20 protein-coding genes are annotated in these 21,791 nt (G+C 31.5%); 2 read left to right on the forward strand and 18 right to left on the reverse strand.

Translation table 11 applies throughout. From position 1 onward, the window contains the following. Nucleotides 1-631 precede the first annotated feature (631 nt). Entirely contained in the window at nucleotides 632-1,864 is a 1,233-nt protein-coding gene (locus tag KA468_RS02950; RefSeq protein ID WP_291241458.1) for an FtsX-like permease family protein, read from the reverse strand. A gap of 11 nt (nucleotides 1,865-1,875) precedes the next feature. Here KA468_RS02950 and KA468_RS02955 point away from each other — a divergent pair, with 11 nt between their 5' ends. Further along, nucleotides 1,876-3,108, forward strand: coding sequence for a DUF1343 domain-containing protein (locus tag KA468_RS02955; protein WP_291241459.1), 1,233 nt, complete (start codon nucleotides 1,876-1,878; stop codon nucleotides 3,106-3,108). A 1-nt stretch (nucleotide 3,109) separates the two neighbouring features. Here the strand turns inward: KA468_RS02955 and KA468_RS02960 are convergent, their stop codons facing one another. Further along, a complete protein-coding gene (locus KA468_RS02960; protein ID WP_291241460.1) occupies nucleotides 3,110-3,604 on the reverse strand; it encodes a YkgJ family cysteine cluster protein in 495 nt (164 codons plus the stop codon). Between the two features lie 84 nt (nucleotides 3,605-3,688). Between KA468_RS02960 and KA468_RS02965 the strand changes: the two genes are divergently transcribed. Next, on the forward strand, nucleotides 3,689-4,396 hold the full coding sequence (locus KA468_RS02965) for a class I SAM-dependent methyltransferase (RefSeq protein WP_291241461.1): 708 nt from the start codon (nucleotides 3,689-3,691) through the stop codon (nucleotides 4,394-4,396). A gap of 171 nt (nucleotides 4,397-4,567) precedes the next feature. Here the strand turns inward: KA468_RS02965 and KA468_RS02970 are convergent, their stop codons facing one another. From KA468_RS02970 to carA, 16 genes are all read right to left on the reverse strand, one after another. Further along, the gene (locus tag KA468_RS02970; RefSeq protein ID WP_291241462.1) at nucleotides 4,568-5,200 is read right to left on the reverse strand and encodes a 7-carboxy-7-deazaguanine synthase QueE; all 633 of its coding nucleotides are present in this window, start codon (nucleotides 5,198-5,200) and stop codon (nucleotides 4,568-4,570) included. Between the two features lie 138 nt (nucleotides 5,201-5,338). Then, complete coding sequence (locus tag KA468_RS02975; RefSeq protein WP_291241463.1) at nucleotides 5,339-7,030, reverse strand: hypothetical protein; 1,692 nt, start codon at nucleotides 7,028-7,030, stop codon at nucleotides 5,339-5,341. Nucleotides 7,031-7,040: 10 nt separating this feature from the next. After that, nucleotides 7,041-7,937, reverse strand: coding sequence for a PstS family phosphate ABC transporter substrate-binding protein (locus KA468_RS02980; RefSeq protein WP_291241464.1), 897 nt, complete (start codon nucleotides 7,935-7,937; stop codon nucleotides 7,041-7,043). A gap of 4 nt (nucleotides 7,938-7,941) precedes the next feature. Continuing rightward, a complete protein-coding gene (locus KA468_RS02985) occupies nucleotides 7,942-8,448 on the reverse strand; it encodes an energy transducer TonB (RefSeq protein WP_291241465.1) in 507 nt (168 codons plus the stop codon). Nucleotides 8,449-8,675: 227 nt separating this feature from the next. Then, the gene (locus KA468_RS02990; protein ID WP_291241466.1) at nucleotides 8,676-9,494 is read right to left on the reverse strand and encodes an energy transducer TonB; all 819 of its coding nucleotides are present in this window, start codon (nucleotides 9,492-9,494) and stop codon (nucleotides 8,676-8,678) included. A 16-nt stretch (nucleotides 9,495-9,510) separates the two neighbouring features. Then, nucleotides 9,511-10,080 (reverse strand): biopolymer transporter ExbD, encoded by a 570-nt coding sequence (locus KA468_RS02995; protein WP_291241467.1) that lies wholly within the window; start codon nucleotides 10,078-10,080, stop codon nucleotides 9,511-9,513. Nucleotides 10,081-10,099: 19 nt separating this feature from the next. Beyond that, nucleotides 10,100-10,741: a biopolymer transporter ExbD gene (locus tag KA468_RS03000; RefSeq protein ID WP_291241468.1), complete on the reverse strand. Its 642-nt coding sequence runs from the start codon at nucleotides 10,739-10,741 to the stop codon at nucleotides 10,100-10,102. Between the two features lie 38 nt (nucleotides 10,742-10,779). Next, nucleotides 10,780-11,604, reverse strand: coding sequence for a MotA/TolQ/ExbB proton channel family protein (locus KA468_RS03005; protein WP_291241469.1), 825 nt, complete (start codon nucleotides 11,602-11,604; stop codon nucleotides 10,780-10,782). 388 nt (nucleotides 11,605-11,992) lie between these two features. Continuing rightward, nucleotides 11,993-13,342, reverse strand: a complete 1,350-nt coding sequence (locus KA468_RS03010) for an NAD(P)/FAD-dependent oxidoreductase (protein WP_291241470.1) — start codon at nucleotides 13,340-13,342, stop codon at nucleotides 11,993-11,995. A gap of 51 nt (nucleotides 13,343-13,393) precedes the next feature. After that, nucleotides 13,394-14,473 (reverse strand): agmatinase family protein, encoded by a 1,080-nt coding sequence (locus KA468_RS03015; RefSeq protein ID WP_291241471.1) that lies wholly within the window; start codon nucleotides 14,471-14,473, stop codon nucleotides 13,394-13,396. 44 nt (nucleotides 14,474-14,517) lie between these two features. Continuing rightward, nucleotides 14,518-14,877 carry a four helix bundle protein gene (locus KA468_RS03020; protein WP_291241472.1) on the reverse strand — a complete coding sequence of 120 codons (360 nt, stop codon included), beginning with the start codon at nucleotides 14,875-14,877 and terminating at the stop codon, nucleotides 14,518-14,520. Between the two features lie 58 nt (nucleotides 14,878-14,935). Further along, nucleotides 14,936-16,213, reverse strand: a complete 1,278-nt coding sequence (gene kynU / locus KA468_RS03025) for a kynureninase (RefSeq protein WP_291241473.1) — start codon at nucleotides 16,211-16,213, stop codon at nucleotides 14,936-14,938. Between the two features lie 121 nt (nucleotides 16,214-16,334). Further along, nucleotides 16,335-17,384: a tRNA preQ1(34) S-adenosylmethionine ribosyltransferase-isomerase QueA gene (gene queA / locus KA468_RS03030; RefSeq protein WP_291241474.1), complete on the reverse strand. Its 1,050-nt coding sequence runs from the start codon at nucleotides 17,382-17,384 to the stop codon at nucleotides 16,335-16,337. Between the two features lie 256 nt (nucleotides 17,385-17,640). Beyond that, nucleotides 17,641-18,927 (reverse strand): citrate synthase, encoded by a 1,287-nt coding sequence (locus tag KA468_RS03035; protein WP_291241475.1) that lies wholly within the window; start codon nucleotides 18,925-18,927, stop codon nucleotides 17,641-17,643. Nucleotides 18,928-19,226: 299 nt separating this feature from the next. Further along, entirely contained in the window at nucleotides 19,227-20,519 is a 1,293-nt protein-coding gene (eno, locus tag KA468_RS03040; protein WP_291241476.1) for a phosphopyruvate hydratase, read from the reverse strand. A 99-nt stretch (nucleotides 20,520-20,618) separates the two neighbouring features. After that, nucleotides 20,619-21,728 (reverse strand): glutamine-hydrolyzing carbamoyl-phosphate synthase small subunit, encoded by a 1,110-nt coding sequence (gene carA / locus KA468_RS03045; RefSeq protein WP_291241477.1) that lies wholly within the window; start codon nucleotides 21,726-21,728, stop codon nucleotides 20,619-20,621. Nucleotides 21,729-21,791 lie beyond the last annotated feature (63 nt).

Here is a 21,791-nt window from a genome sequence, read left to right on the forward strand (position 1 = left end):
CTAATTATTTTATCGACGATAATCATTTTGCTAGGTATTCAATTCTTTATAATACTCGAAAAAGATATTACTCTTATTCTTATATGCTGTCAATCCAATATGTCTATGAACTTGTTCTCTTATTTTTGCCTTCACTTCAATTACTCTCTGAGTTAGCGGGTGCAAAAGTAGAACCTTTTTTTTTATTACCAAAACTTTAATACACTTTTTTTTGAGAAAATTTTATCTCCGTTTTGCTAACCAATATATAAAAAGAACTATTCCTCTTGCGGGGTGCAAAGATAACAACTTTATTTTTTAAATACCAAATCTTTTTTATCCTTTTATCAAAAATAAAATTCGTAGGATATTGGTACTAATTAATAAAGAACGTCGCTCTCAATGCGGTGCAAAACTAGTAACTTTATTCGGATTTCCTAACCTTATACTAATCTTTTTTTAAAGTATTTTCTTAACTATTGAACTACAAGACGTTACATAACAGAATTTCTTGATAAAAAAGTTTTGCAGGGGAATTCAACTGAAAAAATAAGGCCCTAGCCCTGATCGTAGCGGCATCCTTTTTGTATAGTGGGCTTTATTTTCAAAGTCCACTATACAAAAAGATATAGCGGAGAGCAGGAAATAGCTGCTAAAAAAACTTCAACGCCTTAATTGGAGATATTTTTGTAATTAGGTAAGATGGAATTAATAAAATCAAGACACAAATAAGAATTGTTCCTGCATTTAAAAGTGCGATATGCAGAAAATTAATATCAACCGGAGCCGATGACACATAGTAACTTTCTGGATTAAGCGTAATAATTTCGAACTTCTTTTGGATAAATAATAATATAATTGCCGTTCCATTTCCCCAAAGCAAACCTCTTGAAATTAAATGTGCTGCGTTATATAAAAATATTTTTCGAATGGACCAATTGTTAGCGCCAAGTGCTTTTAACATTCCAATTAGTTGGGTGCGTTCGAGAATTAAAACCAAAAGTGCTACCACCATATTTATGGTTGCAACGGCAATCATTATGATTAAAATGACTAAAATATTGAAATCGAAAAGTTTTAGCCATTCGAAAATACTGAAATATTTTTCGGAAATGGATACACTGTTAAATGTTGGCGGAATGGATTTGTAAATTTCTTGTGCGCGCTGGTCTAATTTTGAAAAATCGTCTATAAAAATTTCATACGCTCCAAATTGAGAAGAATCCCATTTATTGATACGTTGCAAATGTTGTATATTACCTATTATATAGGAAGAATCGAATTCTTGAAAGCCAGAGTTATAAATTCCGGAAATGGTGAACTTTCGAACACTTGGCAATTTACCTTGTGTTTTCATGAAAAAGGTAGTAAACGAATTTCCTACTTTTAATTTTAATCGATTGGCTAAAAACTGAGAAATCAATACTTGATTGATGTCGCCTTCTTTATAGGTAGAAATTTTTCCTTCGACTAAAAAATCTTCTATATTTTTCCATTGATACGATGTATCTACTCCTTTAAAAACAACGCCTTCAACATCCGTTTTAGTTCTAATTAATGCGCCTTTAGTGATGATGGGCTGCACATGAGTAATGTATTTGTTTTTTCTTAATTGCGAAATAGGCAATATTTTAGAATCGAAGGGTTCGGCAGTAACTTGAGATTGGTTGTCATCAAAATTTGATACGATTATATGCCCGTTAAACGCTGCGATTTTTTCGCGTATTTTTTGCTGCAAACCAATACCTGTTGCTACTGAAAGCACCATCATAAAAATACTTAAAGCAATAGCCCAAATAGCAATTTTTATAATTGGTGAAGAAACACTACTTTTATAACTTTTAGAAACAATAAGTCGTTTCGCAATAAAATATTCTAAATTCAAAATATATACTTATGAAATTTGAGTTCAAAAATACGTTTTTATTTATTTTAATACTATTATTTTCTTTTGGATGTTCAACTGTGAAAAAATCAAAAGTCGAAAGTCAAAAGTCAAAAGCAATAGCAACCGAAACATCAAGTCATAAACTCAAAAATTCAGCCCTAAAAACAGGTGCTGAAAATTATGTCGCCTATTTACCATTATTGGCGAATAAAAAAATTGGGATTGTTACGAATCCGACTGGAATTGTTGAAAACAGAAAACACTTGGTGGATTTTCTTTTAGAAAAAAAAGTTGCTTTACAAAAAATATATGCTCCAGAACACGGATTTAGAGGAACTGCTGATGCCGGGGAAGTAATTAAAGATGGGAAAGACACCAAAACCAATTTACCCATTATTTCATTATACGGAAATAACAAAAAGCCAAAGCCCGAACAATTGACAGATATTGATGTTATTGTTTTTGATATTCAAGATGTAGGTGCTAGATTTTACACCTATATTTCTACGCTACACTATATAATGGAAGCTTGCGCAGAAAACAATATTGAACTTTTAGTTTTAGACAGACCCAATCCGAATGGCACTATAGTGGATGGGCCGATTTTAGAAATAGAACATACAAGTTTTGTAGGCATGCACCCCATTCCTGTTTTACATGGTATGACTATTGGGGAATATGCTAAAATGATTAATGGAGAAAAGTGGCTTGCAAACGGAGTCATTTGTAATTTAACGGTAGTGCCCTGTACCAATTACAAAAGAGATATGCCGTATAGTTTACCCGTAAAACCCTCGCCAAATTTACCAAATGATCAATCGATAAATTTATATGCTAGCTTGTGTTTTTTTGAAGGCACGAATGTTAGTGTGGGAAGAGGCACGGAAAAACAATTTCAAATATACGGTTCGCCATTTTTACTGAAAACAGAATTTTCATTTATGCCACAACCTAATTTTGGAGCAAAAGAACCGATGCATAAAGACATTTTATGTTATGGAGAAGATTTAAGTAAAATCAAAAAAGTGAGTCGTTTAGAGTTGAAATGGCTAATAAAAACATATGCCAATACTTCCGACAAAACTGTTTTTTTTAATGATTTTTTTACGAAATTAGCAGGAACCAAAAAACTTCAAGAGCAAATAATTGAAGGTGTTTCTGAAAAAGAAATTAGAAAAAGTTGGGAAGCTGATTTGAATGCTTTTAAAGAAATGAGAAATAAATATTTAATTTACAACTAAATTACAAAGGCATTTTCACTTTCATTTTCTCTACAATATTAAACGCAGCTGGACAAATCGCAACATTCAACAAAGTCAAATCGGTAATTTGATTGAACTTTTTTCTATCTGTATGCGGAAATTCTCTACACGCTTTTGGGCGCACATCGTAAATAAAACATTTATTGTCCGACTCTAAAAACGTACACGGCACTGATTTTAACACATAATCATTATCTTCGTCTATTCGTAAAAACTGACTGATAAACTGTTGTGGTTTTTGCTTAAAATGTTTTGCGATGCGTTCCACATCAGCATCTGTAAATAATGGCCCAGTAGTTTTACAACAATTCGCACAATCGAGACAGTCGGTTTTTTTAAATTCAGCATCGTGTAAATCTTGCATTACATAATCTAAATTTTTTGGAACCCGTTTTTTTAACTTATCGAAATATTTTTTAGTTTCAATATGTGTATCTTTGGCTAACTTTTGAATTTCGTTTAACGATGGCTTCATTATTAATTTGTCTGAATGAACTACAAAGTTACGATTTTGAACATAGATTTAAGAATAACGAATGTTGAATTTTGAAATATAACGATGAAAGACCTTTTTGGAAAAGCCATATTAGATTACCAAACGAATAATTCCCCAGAAGATTTAGTTACTGAAACTTCGATTTCAGAAGCTGATGAAATGCCGGTTTCTTATTTGTTTAGAACCTATAATGAAATGCCAGAATTGGAACAAAAAGCGTTACAATTAGCAAAGGGAAGCGTTTTAGATGTAGGATGTGGTGCTGGAAGTCATACTTTAGCATTACAAAACGAAAGAAAACTGGATGTTACTGCTATAGATATTTCGGAAAATGCTGTGAAAGCTTGTCAACTTCGTGGCATAGAAAATGTGAAAGTTGCCAATATTTTAGATTTAGATGTAAAAAATAAATTCGATACGATTCTTCTTTTGATGAATGGAACTGGGATTTTCGGCACCCTAAAAGAAACTGACAAGTATTTACAGAAATTAAAATCGTTATTGAAAGATGAAGGTCAGATTTTAATTGATTCCTCAGATTTAATTTATATGTATGATCAAGATGAAGATGGCGCCTACTGTATTCCTGCAGAAGGATATTATGGCGAATTGACTTTTACTGTTCAATATAAAGGAGATACGGAAGATACTTTTCCTTGGTTGTATTTGGATTACAACACACTTCAAAATGCAGCTATTGCAAATGGTTTAAAATGCGAATTACTTTTAGAAGGTGAACATTTTGATTATTTGGCAAAACTTTCAATATAAATTTCAAAAATTAAATTCCAAATTCCAATATTTAAAATCCCAAAAAACACAAAATCTATTTTTTGAAACACAGATCAAAGAAATTTTAAAAATCTGTTAAATCCGTGTTGAAAAATAGTAAATAATTTAAGTTTCAATTTTGGGATTTGGAATTTTTAACATTGGAATTTATTACGGTATATTCAAATATTTATGAGTTTGCAAAGAAACTCGCCATTTTGGGTTATTCATAACATACTCTACAATTAACGGTGTCATTTCTTCTTTTTTGCTCCATTCGGGTTGTAAGAATAAAATGGCATTTTTATTTGTTTTTTCTGCTTGTTCTTCTGCGAAAATAAAATCGTGTTTGTTGTGTATTATAACTTTCAATTCGTTGGCGATGGCATAAGCTGAAGGTACTGGCAATTTGTTTTTCTTAGGCGATAAACAAAACCAATCCCAAGTTCCTGTTACCTCGTAAGCACCAGAAGTTTCAATATGAACATTTAATCCTGCATTTTTTAATTGTGTTGTTATTGGATTCATATCCCAAGTTAGGGGTTCGCCTCCGGTAATTACAATGGTTTCTGCATAAGATTTTGCATTCGAAACTATTTTCTCTACAGCTGTTGGAGGATGTAAATCCGCATTCCAGCTTTCTTTAACATCACACCAATGACAACCTACATCACAACCACCTACACGAATAAAGTAGGCTGCAGTTCCGGTATGAAACCCTTCGCCCTGTATGGTATAAAACTCTTCCATCAAAGGAAGCATTTCGCCTTTGTCTACTAATATTTGGGTGTCTTTGTTAAGCATATATTTTTTATTGAGTGCAAAGGTAATTTATTTAGGGTAAAAGGTAAAGGGTAAACGGTAAAACTTTATGAGTTGAAAATAGTGCATAAAAAAACCGATAACTTTCGCTATCGGTATTTAAAATTTTAATTGTGTTTTTTATTTATTTAATGCTTGTAAAGATTCTTTTACGAAAACATCATTTGGATTAATTTCAGCTGCTTTTTTGAAATTTTCTATTGCTTTAGCTTTATCAGTAGTAGCATAATTTGCGCCAATAAATGAATACGTTTCAAATAAGTTTTCTTTTACTGCTGCTTTTGCCATTTCTGTTTCTCCTTTTGAAGTTACTGTTTTTACATAACCTTCATAATCTAAAACAGCTTGTGCATTGGCTTCTGGAGTTCCAATAACTCTGTTTAATTGTCCTTTGTAAAAATAAACATCTTGTGTGTTTGGAGAGATTCTGATTGCTTCTGCATATGCGTTATTAGCTTTTACAAATTCCGCAGTTAATGTTGCTTTTTGAGCTGCTGTTTTACTTTCAGCATAGAACAAAATTGAATTTCCTAATAAAAAATTATCGCGGCTGTAACTTTTTGAATTTGTGTTTTTAACTGCTAATTCAAATAATTTTGCAGCTTCTAAATACGCTTTTCCAGAATATAATTTAATTCCAATTTCAGTAAATTCTGTATTTAAATTTGGATTTAATTCTGCTGCTTTTGTTAAATCTGAAATGGCTTCATTAAACTTAATTTGATTAGAAATAATACCTTTATCGTCCATTGAAGTAGCTAATTTTGCTTTTGCTAAATACAAATAATCTTTACCATTAATTTTTTTAGCATCAACTTTTGTCATATAGTCCGTTAATGACTTAATAGCCCCTTCAGAATTTCCGTTTTCAGAATAAGCATATCCTAAATATTTAAATACTTTTGGATTCACTTTATCTAATTTTTGAATCGCCAAAGCTTCCGCTTCTAATTCTTTCCATTTTTTTGATAAGATTAAGAAATCAGCATATTTAATTTTAGCATCTGTAGAAACATCAGTTAAACTCATATACTTTTTATAATCTTCTAAAGCAGCAGCAATTTTTTCTTCGAAAAGTGATTTTTTTGCATACGCCCAAGCCAAGTTGGTTTCTGCTTTTTCACGAAAAGCTGGTCCGTAACTTGGATTAATTGCTAAGATATCATTAAATGCTTTTAATGCTTCTGGAAAAGCTTGTGCATTTCTTGTGATAATTGCCAATTGCAAAGGCGCTCTTAATGATGTTTTATCTAATTCTCCAGCTGTTCTGTATGCTACATATGCATCATTAATATTTTTGTTTGCTACTAATGCATCTCCCAAAGCAATTTGCGCTAATGCCGATTTTGGATCACTTGCTACAGCTAATTTTGCTGCCGCTAATGCTTTTGAAACATCTGGGTTAGTCGCTTTTAAATAAGCTTGCGTAATAAAAATTTGTTCTTCCGTATTTTTCTTTTTAGCTATTGCTAATGCAGAAGTGAAATTAGTTTCTGCTGCAGATGAATTCCCTTCTAATAAATTTAATTGCCCTAAACCAATTAAATTTAGATGTCCTGCATCTTTAGCTACTTTACCTTTTTCAAAATATACTTTTGCCGAATCTTGTTTTTCTAACGCTAAATATACTTGACCAAGATAAAAGTAATTTTTACCTTTATCTGGCGCTGTTTCAACCATTGACTTTAATGATTTTCTAGCTTCTGAAAATTTTTCGGCATCGATAGTTTTTTTAACTTGCTCTAAATCTTGAGCATTTACTGCAACTGCAGATAAAATAGTGACAAAACTTGATAAAATAATTGTTCTCATTTCTTCTTTTTTATTTCTTTTTATTACTTTTTACAATTCTTATTTCTCGGGTTGGTATTTTTACTGGTGCTAATCCTGATTTAAGAATGATACGCTGACCAACCTCGCTTTTTACAAAAGAAGCAAATCCCATGCCTAAACCTGTTCTACCCTGATAATTTAACAAATAAATTTTTCTTGTAAATGGATATTCTTTTGTTTCAATATATGACTGAGTAGGTTTTACTGCTTTTTGTATGCTTTCGCCAACAGCTAAAACTTTAACATTTTTTATTGTACTTTCCAATTCAATTGAAGGATTCAGGAGCCAATTTACTCCAACAAAACCTATTGAATTATTGTTTTCGGAAACAAATTTAATAACTTCTAAATTACTTTTTAATGCCGTTATATTTTTTGAGAGTGATTTAACACTCGCTTTATTCATTAAAAAACTTAATGTACTTGAATTTTGATTATCAAAAACAAATTGAACCTCAGAATTTTTACCTTTCAGTATATCAAAAACTTCAGATACTGTAATTGCAGTTTTTGAAGATTTTTGATTTACCACTAGCGCAATAGCATCTGAACAAAAAGGCGTGATTTTACCAATTACATCAAAAGCTTTTAATTTATCTTCTTGTGATTTAGTCAATTCGTGTGAAAGAACGGCAATGTCAATTTTACGTTGTAATACTAAATTTACTATATCCGAATCTGATTTTGGAATAAGTGTTATGTCAGCTTTTTGATATTTACTTTCAAAAACCATTTCTTGATCTTCCACAATTGGCAATAAAGATTCATCAACATAAATTTCAGCTTTGCCTTTTACGTAAGATTCGTCTTCATTGCTATTTTCAGATTTTTTACAAGAGAAAATTACTAAAATCAGTAGAACTAATATGTAAATTATTTTTTTCATTAAATTAATCTTTTTTAGGTGGCGCTTCAGTTTCTTGAATTGGCTGAACAACTTTATCTACAGGAGCTATTTGTAATGAAATTGGAATGGTATAATATTGTTTTATACTTCTACCATTGTATTGACCTGGAGTCCATTTTGCAGAATTAGTTAATACTCTAACTGCCTCTTTTCCCAAACCTAAACCTACAGGATTTTCTTTAATAATATTAATATCTCTAATTGAACCATCATCCCAAACTACAAATTTCACAATTATTGTTCCAAGTGTTTTCTCAGAAACTTCTGGTAATCTAAAAGAAGAAGCAATATATTTTCTAAAAGCATTCATTCCGCCTGGAGGAACCGCTTGAACTTGTACGGAAGTATATATTTGATCATAATCCGTTTCATCACTTTTTTCAGTTGTGTTTTCTTTAATCAATTTTGCGTCTTCTTTTGGTGCGTCATTATTCTGTCCAAAACCAACTGCCAAACTTAAAAACAAAAGTATTATAAAACCATTTTTCATCTTATTCCTCTTCTTTATTTATTAATCTGTAAAATCTGAAACTAGCGTATAAAACTAATAAGCCTCCAAATATTCTTCTTCTTATCATCGATACTTCTAGTGGAAAATTATCCCAAAAAGTAACCAAATAAGCCAAAACTAAATAAAAGCAAAATATTAAAAGTCCTAAAATAAACAGAAATCGCTGTTTGGGCGATTTCTGTTTTAAATTATTTAACCAGTTCATATTATTCTGAAGCAGTAATCTGAATTGAAATAGGTAATGTATAGTATTGTTTTACACTTCTACCATTGTATATACCTGGTGTCCATTTTGGAGACTTAGTTAAAATTCTTGTAGCTTCTTTTCCTAAACCTAAACCAGCAGGACTTTCTTTTACAATTACAATATCTCTAATAGATCCATCATCCCAAACTACGAATTTAGCTACAACAGTTCCTGTAGTTGTTTCATCTACTTCTGGCAAACGGAATGAACTTCCAATTTGCTTTCTAAAAGCATTCATACCACCTGGAGGTGATGCTTGAACTTGAACTGAAGTAAAAATTTGATTGTAATCTGTATCATCTCCTTTTTGTTCTTCTTGCGCTAATTCACCAGTTTTTTCAAGACTTGCATTTGCATCCCCTTTAGCTGTTTCTGAACCCGATTTTTTATCTGGATCAACTGGAGGGATTTCATTTTCAACGGTTTTCTTATTTACAACAACTGGAGGCACATTTTTTACAATGTCAACCACAGATTTCACTTTTTTAATAGGTTCCACCTTTTTTTGTTCTAAAATTTTCTTTTCCTCCTTTTTAATAGGAGTTTTTACTTTCTTAAGTTCTACCTTGGTGATTTTGGTTTCCTCTTTATCTTTACTTTTCATTGAAAGATATAAAGCAAAAACCAATCCGATAAAAAATATTGAAGAAATAATTAATGCTAAAACAGTTCTCTTTGAACTATTTGTTCTTAATTCGTATGCTCCATAACTTTTATTACGTCCTTCGAATATATTGTCAATTAAACTAGCGTCGCTAAGGTTTACATTTCCACTCATTTTTCTATAATTAAAGTTATTTTATCTTTTTGTCTTCAAGCATTTTTAAATCGCCTGGAGTTACATCAACAATTGAATACGAAAATGGTTTAACAATTGCCATTTCATCTAGAATATCAACTAAATTTTTATAATTAGCTGATTTACTTGCTTTAATAAGCACCATCATCCCTTGTGTTTTTTGATTATCCACATGATCCATCACATATTTATTATGAGAAATAAGTGCTTTTCTGATACCTTTACCTCCATAGTTCTCCAATTTTGGAACACCATTTATTTCGGCATCAACATAAGGTTTGTCTGTTGTACCAATATAATATACTAACTTATCATTTTTACCTAAAACAACAGTTAAAGTCCTCCAAGCTGGAGTTTCTGGTGGGTTAGGATCATCCTGTTTTGTATTATCTGGTAAAGCTAAATCCATAGATTGTGGCTTAGACAATGTGGTTGTTAGGATAAAGAAAGTAATCAACAAGAAAGCTAAATCTACCATTGCTGTTAAATCAACACCTGGATTCGATTTTTTACTTCTTACTTTACCGCCTTTACCGCCACCGCCACCGGTATTTAATTCTGCCATGTTATTTTTTTTATTTTAATTAAAAATCTTCATCTCTTAGTGAAGTTACTAAATAAAAATCATTCATGTTTTGCTTTTGAAGGATATCAAAAACATTCTTAACAACTGGATATTTTTCTTTAGAACTACCTTTTATAGCTATTTCAATTTCCTTGATTTTCTCTACACCTTTGGCTTGTTGTTCCATAACAACCGCTGCATTTGCATAATAAATCCAGTAAGACAATTCATTTTCAGAAATATCTCCTTTGAAAGGAATACCAGATTGCGTACCTGGTTTATTTCTTTGAGCATTTTTTAAAGCTAATAAAGACTTTAATTGCTCCAAAGGAACACCGAATGAATCTAATAAAGAAAACTCATTTATTTCTTGAGGCGTGAAAGCAATATCATATTTTAACGACATAGCTTCTAATGCAGCAATTCTGGTTTCTCTTTCAGACATTCCAATATATACTGCACTATCACCAACTGTAATAGTAAGTAAGTTTCTTTCTGGCAATTTAGCTTTTATGGTTGACGCAGGCGTATCTACTGGCTTAGGCTCAGGTACTTTTGATGTTGCTGTCATGATAAAAAAGGACAATAACAAAAACGCAACGTCACACATGGCCGTCATGTCGATTCTTGTGCTTTTTTTAGATGTTTTTATATTTGCCATTTTACTTTATTTTAACTTTATAATTATTTTATGAAATCTTAGTTGCTTCCTTTAGCTCTTTTGTAAGCTTGAGAAATTGCGAAACCAGCTTCGTCAATAAAATAAGTTAAAGTATCAATTTTTGAAGTAAAATAGTTGTATGCAATAACTGCTAAAGTAGAAGTTGAGATACCAGTAGCCGTGTTAATTAACGCCTCAGAAATACCATTTGCTAATTCTGCTTGATCTGGAGTACCTTCTGCTAATCCAGCGAAAGCTTTAATCATACCAGATACTGTCCCTAATAAACCTAATAATGTACCAATAGATACTAAAGTAGAAATAATAGTTAAGTGTTTTTCTAACATTGGCATTTCTAATGATGTAGCTTGCTCTACTTCTTTAGTAATGTTTTCGGTAGCTGTATCAACATCTAAACCGTCTTTTTTAACTTGCTCAGATTTTAATAAACCTGCTTTTATAACATTTGCAACAGAACCTTCTTGTTCATCACAAGCAGCAATAGCTCCTTGAACATCTCCAGTTTTAATTTGAGATAACACTCCTTTTACGAAATTATCTAAATTTCCTTTTCCAGCTGCTTTTTTCAAAACGATAAATCTTTCTACAGAGAAAACGATAGTCATTAATAATAATCCCATTAACACAGGAACAATCATACCTCCTTTAAAAACCATACCTAAATAGTTTCCTGGTAAAGGTTGTCCAGCTGGATCACCTTTAACGAAGTTTGCTGGTGCTCCCATTACAAATTTCCATAATAAAGCTCCAATAACTATACAAATAACAATAGTTAAAGATGCAAAAACACTACTTCCTTTGCTTCCTTTGTTCTCTACAGAAACGTTTAAATCCTGTCCCATTTTTTTAAAATTTTTAGTTTGAATTGATTAATTATTTGATTTCAATTTTATTTTGATAGTCGCAAATTTATGTGAATTAGATTTGAAAAAAAAACTAATTTAATAAAATTTACATTAACTTTTTGAAATTATGCAACAATCATACCAAAAAAGAGATATAGTAAGATTATTTTCAATATTAAACGTTATTATTTAATAATTATTCAATAAAATTATGATATTTATTGTTATTCTAATGTTAAGAGATTGTAAAGTTTTCCCGATTTTGTTTTATTTTAATGAAATCAAATACATTTAATGCTAAGAAACAATGTAATGAAGCTTGTTTTTACGCTTTGAAAACAGAAAAAACGTTTTCTGAAAATGATTTCTGAAAAATCGGAAGAAATTATTTTTTTAATAGTTCAATAATTTTATTTTCAACAATATGGCTGTTCCAATTTTGGTCAATATTTTCCATTTTCAATACTTCTTGCATAATTTCGTTTTGTCTATCTCCAATAGCTAATGCTTCTGAATAAGGTTGGTGACTAAACGTAACACGAGAATATAACGGCACCCATAATTGAGGATGTTTGTCTGAAAACCATTTTTCGATTTTCTTTTGCAATAAAAAATTGGTATCTGCTGTTTTTGAGCTCATTTCCATAAAATTTCTGTATGAAAGTTCGGCAATTGCATCTGCATTTGGTTTACGAGAATTTTCGTAATCATTTAATAAATTAGCCCAATCATCACCATATTTTTCAAACATTTCCTCCAAAACGGTAATATCCTCAAAGCCCGCATTCATTCCATGACCATAAAAAGGTACTATTGCATGACAAGCATCGCCAATCAACGCTACTTTATCACTAAATGTCCAAGGAAAACACTTCATGGTTACTAAATAACTTGTAGGATTTTTAAAGAAATCTTCTACTAAATTTGGAATAACTTCTTTTGTATCAGGAAAGTGATTCGCAAAGAAACCAACCAATTGTTCCTTGCTTTTAATGGATTCGAATGAATTTTCTCCATCATGCGGCATAAAAAGTGTGCAAGTAAAACTTCCATCTAAATTAGCCAAAGCCATTAACATAAAATTACCTCGAGGCCAAATATGCAAGGACTTTTTATCTAATTTATGTGTACCATCTGGGTTGGCAGGAATATTTAATTCTTTATAGCCAATATTTAAAAATTCTTGCGAATAATTAAACATACTCTGGCGTTGCATTTTATGTCTGATTCGAGAAAAAGCACCATCGGCTCCAAAAGTAATATCATAATCATGTGTAGTCCATTCGCCTTTTTCAGAATCTCCTATTGAAATCGTTGCTGTTGTCAAATCGACATCCCAAACTTTTTCTTCAAAGAAAAAAACAACTCCAGCTTTTTCAGCTAAATCGACCATTTTTTTATTCAACAAACCTCTTGAAAGCGAATAAATTACTTCGCCATCTTTTCCATAAAACTGTTCATTAACGGTGTCTTTTTCGGTATGAATGGCACGTTTTTCAACAGGAATTCCTATACTTAAAACTTCTTGGTCCAAACCAACATCGCGTAACGCTTTCACACCTCTATCAGACAAAACAAGATTAATAGAACGTCCTGTAAAATTCATTTTTCGAATATCCGGACTTCTGTCGTACACATGAACGGTATGACCTCGTTTTCTTAGATAAATTCCTAATAAAGTTCCCACTAATCCAGAACCTACTATTGCAATTTTTTTTGGTGTTTGATTTGACATAAACTATGTACTACATATGTAGTTTAAAAAAATTTCGTTTTTGTTTGATTGTTAAAACTGAACTCGATTTCCAACATTCAGTTTTTGAGATTTAGCAAGAATTCCGCACATATGAAATAACATTCTTGCACCTACATTTCCATCCCAATCGTCATTTTCTCCTGGCGCTACTTCCACTAAATCAAAACCAATTATTTCTTTACCAGAATTAGCTAATAAATTAAATAAATAAGTAGCTTGTTCGAATGAAAAACCGCCCGGAACAGGTGTTCCTGTATTTGGACAATACCATGGATACATTCCATCAATATCAAAAGAAATAGTGACTTTTTGTGGTAACTGCGAAATGATTTCTTCACATTGTTGTTTCCAAGTTTGTCCTTCAAACGCTTTTGCTTTCATATCAGCATCTGTATGGACAAGCACTCTACCATTTGATTTTTTTACGACAGCCACTTCTTGTTCGCAAAAATCTCTAATTCCAACTTGAATAATTTTTGATACTTGAGGAATTTGTAATGTATTATACATTATAGAAGCATGAGAATAGGTGAATCCTTCATAAGCCACTCGCAAATCCATATGAGCATCCAAATGCAGGATACCAAAATCATCGTGTTGTGTAGCTAAAGCTTCATAATAACCAAGTGGCGTGCTGTGATCTCCGCCTAAAAGTGCTACTTTTTTTCCTTTATTTTGCCAAAATAACACTTTTTCTTTCACTTCCGTATGAAGTGTTCTACAAGCTGTATTAATTTTATGCAAATCTTCCATTAAAGCAGGAAACGTTTCTACATCTTCGCCATTTTCAAGAGCTTCAATAATAGGTTGTGCTATGTTTTTATATTTTTCAGAGTTTTTTGCCCATTGTTCAGGCGCTTCATCCATATAAATTCCAAGTTTCCATAATTCTGGAAAATCTTGATGTAATAAATCTACTTGAAATGAGGCATCAAAAATAGCAGCAGGACCTTCAGAGGCACCCGCACCATAACTCACTGTTACTTCCCAAGGTACAGGAATAATAATAATTTCAGATTCTTCGGCTGTAAAAGGCAATCCAAAAATGGTAGCATCTGCTAAACCAGGTTGTGACGGATCGAAATTTTCTATTTTTTGTTGTTTGCTCATTTTAGATGTTCGGATATTTGATATTCAGATTTTAGATTATTACGTTATAATTTATTCTGAAGATATTTTATAAATTTAATGATCATTTTAATAATTTGAGTTAATTCTTCAGATAACAAAATTAAATCATCTGATGAAATATAACCTAATTCTGATGAAACTAATAACTGCGTCTCTATTTCATAACAAGAACCTAAAGCGTTTTCTAAATAAATTATGAAATGCTTATCCGATGATTTCGAAGAACCTTCTGCAATATTTGAAGGAACCGAAACCACGGCTCTATTTAATTGACTTACTAAACCAAATTTTTCTTCTTTTGGAAATGTATTTGTTGTTAAATAAATCTTTGGACAAAACTTTACTCCTAATTTCCAAATCTCTAATTCTTTATAATTATGCATATTGTAAATCTGTTTTTTCTGAAAATCCGAAAATCTGAAAATCCGAAAATCAATATTTCTATTTTAAAATTCCTTTTTTCAAAATTTGTCCAAAATTATAAATATCTTCAAAAGACGTATAAAATGGAACGGGTGCTAAACGAATAACATTAGGCTCACGCCAATCTGTAATTACTCCATTTTGCATTAAATAAGTGAATAATTCTTTGCCTTGTCCGTGTAAATATACTGATAACTGACAACCTCTTTCAGATTGATTAGAAGGCGTGATAACTTCAAAATTCGCTTGTGGAATTTCTTTATCGATTTCATGTAGAATAAATTCTAAATAAGAAGTGATACGATTTCTTTTCGCAATTAGTTTTTCCATACCTACTTGAGCAAACATTTCAACAGTTGCTAAATAGGGTGCTAAAGATAAAACGGGTAAATTACTAACTTGCCAACCGTTAGCGCCTTCAACCGCATCAAAATTTGGTTCCATTAAAAATCTACGGGATTTATTATGTCCGTACCAACCTGCAAATCGATCTAAATCTTTGTTAGTATGATGTTTTTCGTGGACAAAATATCCAGAAGCATTTCCTGGTCCTGAATTCATATATTTATAACTACACCACGCGGCAAAATCGACATCCCAATCGTGTAAATTTAATTTAATATTTCCTGCAGCATGAGCCAAATCCCAACCAACAATTGCCCCTGCCTTATGCCCGGCTGCCGTGATGGTTTTCATATCGAAAACTTGACCTGTATAATAATTAACACCACCAATAAAAACAAGTGCTAACTCGTCTCCTAATTCTTCAATTTTTGCTAAAATATCTTCTGGTCGGGTAGTTAATTCACCTTCTCTTCTTTTGATTTCAACAATTGCATCTTCTGGATCAAAACCGTGAAATTTCACTTGACTTTGCAACATATATTGATCGGAAGGAAATGCTTTTTCTTCGCATAAAATTTTAATTCTCTTGCCTTTTGGTTGGTAAAAAGAAACTAAAAGTAAATGTAAATTGACTGTTAATGTATTCATCACACCAACTTCTGATGGTTTCGCACCAACAATTTTTGATAATGGTTCGCAAAATCTTTCATGATAATCCCACCATGGTTTTTCTGAATAAAAATGACCTTCTACAGCCATATTTGCCCAATCATCCATAATGTCATCAACATATTTTTTGGTGATTTTTGGTTGTAAACCTAATGAGTTTCCTGTAAAATAAATTACATTTTGATTGTTATGTTGTGGAAAATAAAATTCGTTTTTATACGATTTTAATTCATCTTGAGCATCTAAGCTTATTGCGAATTCTTTAGTATTTTGAAAGTTCATTTTTAGTAGGTTTTAAAGCGTAAAAGTAACAAAAAAATAAGATATAAAAAAACCCAACTACATGTTGGGTTTATATTTTAAGAATCTGAAATAGGTTCAGATAATCAATTATTTAATTTGATTATAAAATTAACATCGCATCACCATAAGAATAGAAATTATATTTTTCTTTTATGGCAATTTCGTATGCTTTTTTCATTAAATCGTGTCCACAAAAAGCAGAAACCATCATTAATAAAGTTGATTTTGGTGTATGGAAATTAGAAACCATCGCATCCGCTAAACTAAAATCGTAGGGTGGATAAATAAATTTGTTTGTCCAACCTGAATATGGATTTAACGTTCGCATAGAAGAAACTGTACTTTCCATGGCACGCATAGAAGTAGTTCCGATACAACAAACTTTATTTTTCTTAGTTCTGGCTCCGTTGATAATATCACACGCTTCTTGTGTAACTACCATTTCTTCCGAATCCATTTTGTGTTTAGATAGATCTTCTACTTCAACAGGATTAAAAGTACCTAAACCTACATGTAAAGTAACTTCAGCAAAATTAATTCCTTTGATTTCCAAACGTTTCATTAAATGCTTAGAGAAATGTAATCCGGCAGTTGGTGCTGCTACAGATCCTTCTTCTTTTGCATAAATAGTTTGGTAACGCTCCGCATCTTCTGGAGTAACTTCACGATTAATGAATTTTGGGATAGGCGTTTCACCTAATTCTATTAATTTTTCTCTAAATTCTTCATAAGAACCGTCATACAAAAAACGTAATGTTCTTCCACGAGAAGTTGTATTATCGATAACTTCGGCAACTAACGAATCGTCATCACCAAAATATAATTTATTTCCAATTCTAATTTTACGCGCTGGATCTACTAAAACATCCCACAAACGTTGTTCCGCATTTAATTCTCTTAATAAGAAAACTTCAATTCTTGCACCTGTTTTTTCTTTATTACCATACAAACGAGCTGGAAAAACCTTAGAATTATTAAGCACCATTACATCTCCATCATCAAAATAGTCAATAATATCTTTAAACATCTTATGTTCAATTTCACCTGTTTTTCTGTGAATCACCATTAAACGAGATTCATCTCTGTTTTCTGAAGGAAATTCGGCTAATAATTCTTCTGGCAAATTAAACTGGAAGTGTGATAATTTCATATTTTGAGTTTAAAAGTTTAAGGTTTAAAAGTTTATGCTTTTCAAACCGTGTGCAAATATACGATTGTGAGATAGGCGTTGTCAAGTAAAAACGTATATATTTTTAAATTCATCGCAAAGACGGCAATTCGCAACGTATTTTTAATGAATAAAGTAAGAGAAACTTTAAGAAACTCAAATTTTACCTATAAACGACTCCTTAGAAATTACAAATAAGTTGAAATAAAAAAGTCCCGAATAATCGGGACTTTTAATTTTATTTTCTGTCTTCAAACTTTACAAAGTCTCTTAACGGATGACCTGTATATACTTGTCTTGGACGACCAATTGGTTCTTTATTAACACGCATTTCTTTCCATTGAGCAATCCATCCTGGTAAACGACCAATTGCGAATAAAACAGTAAACATATCTGTAGGAATTCCTAATGCACGGTAAATAATACCTGAATAGAAGTCAACGTTTGGATATAATTTTCTTTCTACGAAATACGGATCAACTAAAGCAGATTCTTCTAATTTTTTTGCAATGGCTAAAATTGGGTCATTTACTCCTAATTCTGCTAAAACTTCGTCTGCCGCTTTTTTGATGATTTTTGCTCTCGGATCGAAATTTTTATAAACTCTATGTCCAAAACCCATTAAACGGAATTCGTCATTTTTATCTTTTGCTTTTGCTAAATATTTATCGGCATCACCACCATCTTTTTGAATGGCTTCTAACATTTCCAATACGGCTTGATTTGCACCACCGTGTAATGGACCCCAAAGTGCTGAAACTCCAGCAGAGATTGAAGCAAATAATCCGGCATGTGAAGAACCTACCATACGAACTGTTGAAGTTGAACAGTTTTGCTCATGATCTGCATGTAAAATAAATAATTTATCTAAAGCAGCCACTACTGTAGGATTCACATTGTATGGTCCTGTAGGTAATTTAAACATTAATTGCATGAAATTATCTACATATCCAATAGTATTGTCGTAATAATTTAATGGGAATCCCATACTTTTTCTGTATGTCCAAGTTGCTAAAACTAAGAATTTACCCATAGTTTTACAAATCGCTTCATACATTTCTTTTTCGTTTTCTACATTTACTACTTTTGGATTAAAAGCAGTAAGCGCACTTGTTAATGCAGATAAAACGCCCATTGGGTGAGCTGTTTTTGGAAAACCATCAATGATGTTTTTCATTTCTTCATTAACTAATGTATATTTTCGGATGTTGGTTTCGAAATCCGCTAATTGTACTTTTGTTGGTAATTCACCAAAAATAACCAAGTAAGAAACTTCTAAAAAGTCAGCCTTATCTGCTAAATCTTCAATAGAATAACCACGGTATCTTAAAATTCCTTCTTCACCATCAAGAAACGTAATATCACTTTTACATACTCCTGAATTTTTATATCCTGGATCGTAAGTAATTGCACCTGTTAAATCTCTTAATTTACTAATATCAATAGCTGTTTCATTTTCACTTCCCACCATAACAGGAAGTTCAAATTTGTTACCATTAATTTCTATAATTGCATTTTTCGACATGATAATATGTATATTTTGTATGTGTAATAATCTTAGTTGCGAATTTAATAATTATTTCTTGAATTTTAAAATTAATGTATAGATAAATTGCACAATAGGTATATATAAAATTTATAGTGAATATAGAACCTAAGAAACTTTTCTAACAAATTAAAATATAAACAAATATAACATTCTAAAATACTTAATATCCCGTAAAAAAAAGTACAAAAAAAACACCTAATTGGTTTTTGAAACCATTCAGGTGTTATATTTAATAAAATTATGAAATACTAAACGAGTTCAGTATGACAAAAGTATTATTTTACTTTAAAAGCATTTGCGCCTGGAAAGTAAGCTACTTCGTTTAATTCTTCTTCAATTCGTAATAATTGATTGTATTTTGCCATACGATCTGAACGAGAAGCTGAACCTGTTTTAATTTGTCCACAGTTTAATGCTACTGCTAAATCTGCAATGGTATTGTCTTCGGTTTCTCCAGAACGGTGAGACATTACTGAAGTATAACCTGCATTATGTGCCATATTAACAGCTGCAATAGTTTCAGATAACGTACCAATTTGGTTTACTTTTATTAAAATTGAATTAGCTATGCCTTCTTTGATACCACGAGAAAGTCTTTCTACATTCGTAACAAATAAATCATCACCAACTAATTGTACTTTATTACCAATTTTATCGGTTAAGTATTTCCAACCTTTCCAATCATCTTCGTACATTCCATCTTCAATAGAAATAATTGGATATTTTGAAGCCAATTCAGCTAAATAATCTGCTTGTTCTTCAGACGTTCTAATTTTTCCACCAGCACCTTCAAACTTTGTGTAATCGTATTTTCCGTCTACATAAAATTCCGAAGCCGCACAATCTAAAGCAATCATAACATCATCTCCAAAAGAATATCCCGCTTTCTCAACCGCTAATTTAATTGTATCTAAAGCATCTTCCGTTCCACCGGCTAAATTAGGTGCAAAACCACCTTCATCACCAACAGCAGTTGATAAATTTCTATCGTGTAATACTTTTTTCAGGTTGTGAAAAATTTCAGTACCCATTTGCATAGCGTGCGTAAAAGAAGTTGCTTTTACTGGAATAATCATAAATTCTTGAAATGCAATAGGCGCATCTGAATGTGAACCACCATTGATAATATTCATCATTGGAACGGGTAACGTATTTCCAGAAACACCACCAACATATCTATATAAAGGCATACCTAATTCGTTTGCAGCAGCTTTCGCGACAGCTAAAGACACACCTAAAATGGCATTAGCTCCAAGATTTGATTTATTTGGCGTACCGTCTAATTCAATCATCATTTTATCGATAGCGTTTTGTTCAAAAACGGACATACCAACTAATTCTGATGCAATAGTTGCGTTTACATTTTCAACGGCTTTTAAAACACCTTTACCCATATAGGCTTTTCCTCCGTCACGTAATTCAACTGCTTCATGTTCACCAGTAGAAGCGCCAGATGGAACTGCTGCTCTACCTAAAATTCCATTTTCTGTAATTACATCTACTTCAACAGTAGGATTACCTCTTGAATCTAATATTTGTCGTGCGTGAACTTTAATTATTATGCTCATATTTATTATTTTTTTAATTCTAAATTATTAACTAAACAAAGTTAAATATATTTTATTTCGAATTTCGTAATTACGATAAAACTTATAAACGATAACGTTTTAGTTTTTAGAAGTTTTTATGTTCGTAATAAAATCATCGAATAAATAACTAGAATCATGTGGTCCAGGACTTGCTTCTGGATGATATTGTACTGAAAAACAGTTTTTTGTTTTCATTTTCATTCCAGCAACAGTAGCGTCATTTAGATGAACATGTGTTAATTCAAAATCTGGGTGTTTTTCTAATTCTACTTTATTTACAGCAAAACCGTGATTTTGAGACGTAATTTCGCCTTTACCTGTTACCAGATTTTTTACAGGATGATTAATTCCTCTGTGTCCATTAAACATTTTATACGTTGAAATTCCATTTGCTAAAGCAATTACTTGATGACCTAAACAAATTCCGAATAATGGTTTGTTTTCAGCTAAAATATTTCTTGCCACTTCTTGCGCTGATGCTAATGGATCTGGATCTCCAGGGCCGTTTGATAAAAAATACCCATCCGGATTAAACGCTTTCATTTCGTTAAAAGTAGCATTATAAGGATACACTTTAATATAACAATCACGTTTTGCTAAATTTCTTAAGATGTTTGTTTTGATTCCTAAATCTAAAGCTGCAATTTTATATGTAGCATTCTCATTTCCGAAAAAATAAGGTTCTTTAGTCGAAACCACAGAAGCTAAATCCAAACCTTCCATATTAGGCGTTTGACCTAATTTCACTTTTAAATCTTCAATTGAAGTTCCATCAGTAGAAATAATTGCATTCATAGCACCATTATCTCTAATATAACTAACTAAAGCACGTGTATCAACATCTGAAATCACAATTAAATTTTGTTTTTCAAGATAATCATACAAACTTTCAGATGCATCTTCGCGAGAATAGTTCATACTAAAATTTTTACAAACTAATCCAGAAATTTTTACAGAATCTGATTCCACTTCTTTTGAATTTACACCATAATTTCCAATATGCGCATTGGTTGTAACCATAATTTGCCCATAATAAGATGGATCTGTAAATATTTCTTGATAGCCAGTTGTTCCGGTATTAAAAGCAATTTCCCCAAAAGTTGTACCTGAAATTCCAATTGATTTTCCGTAAAAAATAGTTCCGTCTTTAAGTAAAAGAACTGCTTGTTGTTTGTTGTTGTATTTCATCAGTTGTTGTAGTTTTTAAAAAAGAGATAAGCATCAAATTTTGAGTTACCTTATTTATATTGC

The organism is Flavobacterium sp., assembly GCF_017985075.1.
Classification (GTDB): domain Bacteria; phylum Bacteroidota; class Bacteroidia; order Flavobacteriales; family Flavobacteriaceae; genus Flavobacterium.

What these genes read in the sequence shown, in the direction of transcription:
- KA468_RS02980 (WP_291241464.1), bottom strand. Translation starts at nt 7,937, where the DNA reads ATGAAAAAAATAATTTACATATTAGTTCTACTGATTTTAGTAATTTTC.
- KA468_RS03035 (WP_291241475.1), bottom strand. Translation starts at nt 18,927, where the DNA reads ATGTCGAAAAATGCAATTATAGAAATTAATGGTAACAAATTTGAACTT.
- KA468_RS02990 (WP_291241466.1), bottom strand. Translation starts at nt 9,494, where the DNA reads ATGAGTGGAAATGTAAACCTTAGCGACGCTAGTTTAATTGACAATATA.
- queA (WP_291241474.1), bottom strand. Translation starts at nt 17,384, where the DNA reads ATGAAATTATCACACTTCCAGTTTAATTTGCCAGAAGAATTATTAGCC.
- KA468_RS02995 (WP_291241467.1), bottom strand. Translation starts at nt 10,080, where the DNA reads ATGGCAGAATTAAATACCGGTGGCGGTGGCGGTAAAGGCGGTAAAGTA.
- KA468_RS02965 (WP_291241461.1), top strand. Translation starts at nt 3,689, where the DNA reads ATGAAAGACCTTTTTGGAAAAGCCATATTAGATTACCAAACGAATAAT.
- KA468_RS03000 (WP_291241468.1), bottom strand. Translation starts at nt 10,741, where the DNA reads ATGGCAAATATAAAAACATCTAAAAAAAGCACAAGAATCGACATGACG.
- KA468_RS03005 (WP_291241469.1), bottom strand. Translation starts at nt 11,604, where the DNA reads ATGGGACAGGATTTAAACGTTTCTGTAGAGAACAAAGGAAGCAAAGGA.
- kynU (WP_291241473.1), bottom strand. Translation starts at nt 16,213, where the DNA reads ATGAACTTTCAAAATACTAAAGAATTCGCAATAAGCTTAGATGCTCAA.
- KA468_RS02960 (WP_291241460.1), bottom strand. Translation starts at nt 3,604, where the DNA reads ATGAAGCCATCGTTAAACGAAATTCAAAAGTTAGCCAAAGATACACAT.
- KA468_RS03020 (WP_291241472.1), bottom strand. Translation starts at nt 14,877, where the DNA reads ATGCATAATTATAAAGAATTAGAGATTTGGAAATTAGGAGTAAAGTTT.
- KA468_RS02985 (WP_291241465.1), bottom strand. Translation starts at nt 8,448, where the DNA reads ATGAAAAATGGTTTTATAATACTTTTGTTTTTAAGTTTGGCAGTTGGT.
- KA468_RS03015 (WP_291241471.1), bottom strand. Translation starts at nt 14,473, where the DNA reads ATGAGCAAACAACAAAAAATAGAAAATTTCGATCCGTCACAACCTGGT.
- KA468_RS02955 (WP_291241459.1), top strand. Translation starts at nt 1,876, where the DNA reads ATGAAATTTGAGTTCAAAAATACGTTTTTATTTATTTTAATACTATTA.
- KA468_RS02975 (WP_291241463.1), bottom strand. Translation starts at nt 7,030, where the DNA reads ATGAGAACAATTATTTTATCAAGTTTTGTCACTATTTTATCTGCAGTT.
- carA (WP_291241477.1), bottom strand. Translation starts at nt 21,728, where the DNA reads ATGAAATACAACAACAAACAACAAGCAGTTCTTTTACTTAAAGACGGA.
- eno (WP_291241476.1), bottom strand. Translation starts at nt 20,519, where the DNA reads ATGAGCATAATAATTAAAGTTCACGCACGACAAATATTAGATTCAAGA.
- KA468_RS02970 (WP_291241462.1), bottom strand. Translation starts at nt 5,200, where the DNA reads ATGCTTAACAAAGACACCCAAATATTAGTAGACAAAGGCGAAATGCTT.
- KA468_RS03010 (WP_291241470.1), bottom strand. Translation starts at nt 13,342, where the DNA reads ATGTCAAATCAAACACCAAAAAAAATTGCAATAGTAGGTTCTGGATTA.